Source organism: Nostoc sp. MG11, from assembly GCF_014904695.1.
In the GTDB taxonomy this organism is placed as follows: Bacteria; Cyanobacteriota; Cyanobacteriia; order Cyanobacteriales; family Nostocaceae; genus Komarekiella.
In genome coordinates, this window is sequence record NZ_JACXXN010000117.1 from 1 (window position 1) to 4,989 (window position 4,989).

The window sequence follows — 4,989 nt, forward strand, 5'->3', positions numbered from 1 at the left end:
TTCTCGGTCTATATCTTGAGGCAGGTTTTGGTTCATATTTGTGATACTCCCCCTGAAGTGTCCTCTTGTCAATACTCTGCCACCTGAATCCTTACAACAAAATATTGAATAGTGAATATTACAAAAGCTAAAAATCAAACTTCCACACACGCGATTATCATCGGTGGAAGCATTACGGGGTTACTCAGCGCTAGAGTACTGGCAGAATTTTTTTCTAAAGTCACTATTATTGATAGTGATGAATTGTATGATGAACCAATACCTCGTAAAGGAGTAGCACAGTCTGTTCAGCCTCATGTGCTACTGGTCAAAGGGTACAAAATCATTGAAGAATTATTTCCTGGAATAGGTGAGGAATTACAGCTTAATGGTGCATTACCAATAGATTGGGCGCAAGAATTTTTTAGGTTAGTCCCGGATGTGGGATGGGGCGCAATTGCTGAATCTCCTTCGGAATTTATTTCTTATACCTGTAGTCGTCCATTATTAGAATGGGCTATACGAAAAAGAGTTGCCCAGTTAGTAAATGTGCATTGGCTAGAAAGGCATCGTGTTACTGGATTGGTCTGTAATGGTGAAAAGAAAATCACTGGAGCTTTACTATGTCTAGTTACTGGAGAAGCGAAGGAGAGACTAGAAGAAGCTTCTTTGATTATTGATGCTAGCGGCAGACGTTCTTTAGCTCCTAAGTGGTTAGAAAAGTTGGGATTTAGCTCTCCCCCCGAAACTGTAATCAATCCATTCTTGGGATACGCCACAAGGCACTATAAACAACCCAAAGGTTTTAAAGAGAACTGGAAGGTAATGTTAATTCCCCAAGTCCCTCCTGATAATAAACGTTTAGGATATTTAGCAAAAGTTGAAAATGGTGAGTGGATTGCTACTCTTGGAGGCTACGGACGAGACTTTCCTCCAATTGATGAGCATGGTTTTTTGGAATTTGCTCGTAGTTTACCAAATTCCAAGTTTTACGAACTTATTAAAGATGCCAAGCCTATTTCTCCTATATATGCTTATCGTGCAACTGCTAATCGACTCCGCCATTACGAAAAAATTCAATTGCCAACTGGCTTTATAGCTTTAGGCGACGCTGTTTGTACATTATGTCCTGTCTATGGACAAGGATTAACAGTTAGCGCTCTATCAGCGATAGTTTTACATAACTGTTTACGAAACTCGAAACACTGGTCAAAGGACGGCTATTTTTTATCTTCAAAATTTCAGAAGCAATTAGCTGCAAGTAATTTGCCACATTGGAATGTAGCAACAGTTCAAGATTCGGCTTTTGCTTCTACTTCTCCTTCCATTCAGAGGCATGGGCTAAAAGGAATTTTATATAAATTTACCCAATGGTATAGCCAGAAGTTTATTTTGGGAACTGTACTATTTCCAGAATTAAATACTTTATTCATAGGAATAATTAATTTAGTCATATCACCACTAAGACTTTTCAGCCCAAAAGTAGTTTTTTGTATCCTAATGAATAAATAATAATTTGCTATAAGATATTAGGACGAAATTCTTGCTCCAAAATTTTTGACCAAGATTCTCTAGGCAGGAACCGTGGAATTCCAGAAATGATTTTATTCTCCCATCTACCTGTAACAACATGAGAAACTCCTGAATCGAGAGCATTTAAAGCTTCCCTTACCACTTCCAAAGGACTGTCCAAACGTGATGATTCTGCTTCATTGCTAAATCTTTCAAAACTAGCATTCTCATAAAACTGTGTTTTTGTGGGGCCAGGGCACACGGCAAGTACTTTCACTCCTGCCTTGGAATTTTCAGCCCACAAAGCTTCACTAAAACTAAGAACAAAACATTTTGTAGCAGCATAAACTGCCATGTACGGCAGCCCTTGAAAAGCAGCTATTGAGGAAATATTAATAATATTTCCTCTGCCTCGTTGTATCATTTGAGGAAGGAATTGATAAGTTAAATCAACTAATGCTGTCACATTCAATTGAATCATTTCTAGCTGCTTTATTCGTTCACTGGTACTGAAAAGCCCGTAGTCTCCTAACCCAGCATTATTAATTAATGTATCAATACTAATATTTTTTTCAATCATGGCATTAAAAATATCAAAAGCTGCTGTCGATACCGTCAAGTCTTTGACTATAATCTCTACTTTAACTTTGTGTTCTTCTCGGATTTTTTGGGCAAGTTGTTTAAGTTTTTCTTCCGTTCGGGCCACTAAGACTAAATTGTTTTTGCGAGAAGCTAACTCATTAGCAAAAGCCATGCCTATTCCTGATGAAGCTCCAGTAATTAAAGAAGTATTCATAAGTTTTCTAATAAACAGGAGGTTAAGTTATGCCCACAAATTCTAAAACAATTACACAAATATGTCTAGTTAAGTTAGGGTTTTGCGTGGTGTTATTTTTTGGTAATGCCGTTACAGCACAGCTTATTCCAGATAAAACTTTGCCTAACAACTCCTCCGTTACGGTTTCTGGTAACACTATTGAAATCAATGGAGGAACTAGAGCAGGTAATAACCTATACCATAGCTTTCAGGAATTCTCTACTTCTGCTGGCTCCTCTGCTTTCTTCAACAATGCTTTAGATATTGAAAATATTATTAGCCGTGTAACAGGGAAGTCAATATCTAATATTAATGGGGCAATTAAGGCTAATGGTATTGCTAATCTACTTCTAATTAATCCGAATGGGATTATTTTTGGAAGTAATGCCCAATTAAATATTGGCGGTTCATTTATAGCGAGTACGGCAACTAGTTTGAAGTTTCCAAATAATTTAGAGTTTAGTGCTACGAATGTTCAAGCTTCACCGTTGTTGAGTATCAGTAGGCCAATAGGATTACAATATGGTATTAACCCAGGTGCAATTCAAGTAAAAGGCGATGGTCAAGGAGGTAGGAAAACAAATGAACTAATTGATACAAAAAATGCCCTACGAGTGCAATCAAATCAAACATTAGCACTACTAGGAGGCGATCTCATATTGAATGGAGGAACTCTCAAAACTGCTGGAGGAAGAATAGAATTAGGAAGTGTTGGATCAGGAAGTTTTATCAAATTAAACTTTACAAATAATGGTTTTAATTTAGCTTATGATTTTGTAGAAAACTTCAGAAACATTCAACTATCCCAGGGAGCAACTGTTGATTCTAGTGGTGAGGGGCAGGGGGATATTCAAATTCAAGCTAGACAAGCAACAATACAAGATGGCTCTGCAATTGAAAATAGCACTTTGGGAGAAAAGTTTGGAGGAACGCTGTACGTCAGAACCACTGATTCTATAGATACAAGTGGCACTTCAGCAGACGGACAAAACCGTAGCGGTTTAGTTTCCATAATTTATCCAGGAGCAAAGGGTGGTGGAGGGGATTTGATTGTAGACACTAAGCGACTGAGTGTTCAAAGAGGATCAGGAATAGCAACGGTTACACGAGGTCAAGGAAAATCTAACAATTTAATAGTAAAAGCTTTAGATTCTGTGCTAATAACAGGGTTTACTTCGATAAATCCTTCGATTAGTAGCACTATCTCTAATACTATTTATGGGCAAGGAGATGGAGGCAATCTTACATTATCAACGAAACAATTAACTATTGAAGACGGAGCCACTTTAGGTAGTGCAATTTTTGGCATAGGAAATGGAGGTAATGTAAAGGTGGATGCAGATTTAATTAAAGTAGCTGGAGCGTCTTCTTTATTTAGTCCTAGCTCTCTTTCCAACACAACTTTCAATAGAGGGAATGCGGGGTCATTAGTAATAAATGTACAAAAACTCACAATTGCTAATGGTGGCATAGTTACTACTTCTGCTACAGGAGCAGGTAATGCTGGAAACCTTATAGTTAATGCTTCTGATTCTGTAAATGTAGATGGGGTACTACGGGGATCTCCATCAATCTTTAGGAGTAGCTTGTCCTCATCCGCTGTTGTTGCACCTTTAGCTATTCAACAAGTATTTAATATACCTCCGATTGTCTCTGGGCAATCTGGACAATTAACAGTTAATACTAATGAATTAACTGTTACAAATGGCGGTATTATTAGTGGTAGAAATGACGGGGCTGGAGAAGCAGGCAATCTTTTAATTAATGCTTCTGACTCTATCAGCCTAAATGAAGGTAACGTCGTAGCATCAACCACCTCTGGAAATGGTGGTAATATTATTGCAAATACAGGCTATTTTCAGATGAGTAAAAACAGCGTTTTTTCAGCAACTGCGCTGGACAAAGGCAATGGAGGAAACATCGATATTAATGCAGATATAATAACTGGCTCAAGAAACAGTAGGATCACCGCAGATGCACTGGAGGGTCGCGGTGGGAATATAACAATTAATGCTCAACTACTCATCTTTTCCGCTGATAGCTTTATTACGGCTAGTTCCAAGTTCGGAATTGATGGTACAGTTAAATACAACATTGCTGATACTAATATTTTTCCTACTCAACCAAAAATAGAAGGAATTTCAGCAGATCCTCAAATCACCTCAGTCTGTCAGGGACAAGTAGGTACAGGAGTAAGTAATTTTGTAGTTAGTAGTAGTCGCAATCTACAATCTAAGCCTAACGACCTAATGTATAACAATGTTGAGCAAAGTAACTCTGTTCCAGTTCAATCTGTTAATAATTCACAGAATCCAAAATCATTAACAAGTAACCAACCCACACGAATCATAGAAGCTAATAGTGTAGTCCGGGATTCTCAAGGAAATTTAGTTTTGACGACAAGCCAATCTAACACAGTCGTTTCCAATGCTCCGTCGTCTGCTAATTCTTGTTTCTCAGTGTCACAGTGATGAAAAGATAGAAAAATGGTCTTACCTCAATGTTGCTTTAAATATCTCTTCTCAGGCCTTCTAGGGTTGTCTATAATCGTAATTCAATCATCTTCCCCTGCCCAAACTGTAAAAGTAAGGATTCAGGTCTAATATTTAGGAAGCAGAGATGGGCGAGACAGATAATTATTAGAATTAGCCAGCAGTGCTTGTGCAAAAAAGTCAATCACA

At 37.9% G+C, this 4,989-nt stretch carries 3 protein-coding genes; 2 read left to right on the forward strand and 1 reads right to left on the reverse strand.

Annotated features, from left to right (window positions below; genetic code table 11):
- Positions 1-111 precede the first annotated feature (111 nt).
- Complete coding sequence (locus tag HCR01_RS36870) at positions 112-1,491, forward strand: FAD-dependent oxidoreductase (RefSeq protein ID WP_226890053.1); 1,380 nt, start codon at positions 112-114, stop codon at positions 1,489-1,491.
- 7 nt (positions 1,492-1,498) lie between these two features.
- On the opposite strand, the gene HCR01_RS36875 is transcribed toward HCR01_RS36870, so the two are convergent.
- The gene (locus tag HCR01_RS36875) at positions 1,499-2,287 is read right to left on the reverse strand and encodes an SDR family NAD(P)-dependent oxidoreductase (protein WP_193200841.1); all 789 of its coding nucleotides are present in this window, start codon (positions 2,285-2,287) and stop codon (positions 1,499-1,501) included.
- A 29-nt stretch (positions 2,288-2,316) separates the two neighbouring features.
- Here HCR01_RS36875 and HCR01_RS36880 point away from each other — a divergent pair, with 29 nt between their 5' ends.
- Positions 2,317-4,779: a filamentous hemagglutinin N-terminal domain-containing protein gene (locus HCR01_RS36880; RefSeq protein WP_193200842.1), complete on the forward strand. Its 2,463-nt coding sequence runs from the start codon at positions 2,317-2,319 to the stop codon at positions 4,777-4,779.
- Positions 4,780-4,989 lie beyond the last annotated feature (210 nt).

Coding starts and splice junctions, on each gene's coding strand:
- HCR01_RS36875 (WP_193200841.1), bottom strand. CDS start 2,287: ATGAATACTTCTTTAATTACTGGAGCTTCATCAGGAATAGGCATGGCT.
- HCR01_RS36880 (WP_193200842.1), top strand. CDS start 2,317: ATGCCCACAAATTCTAAAACAATTACACAAATATGTCTAGTTAAGTTA.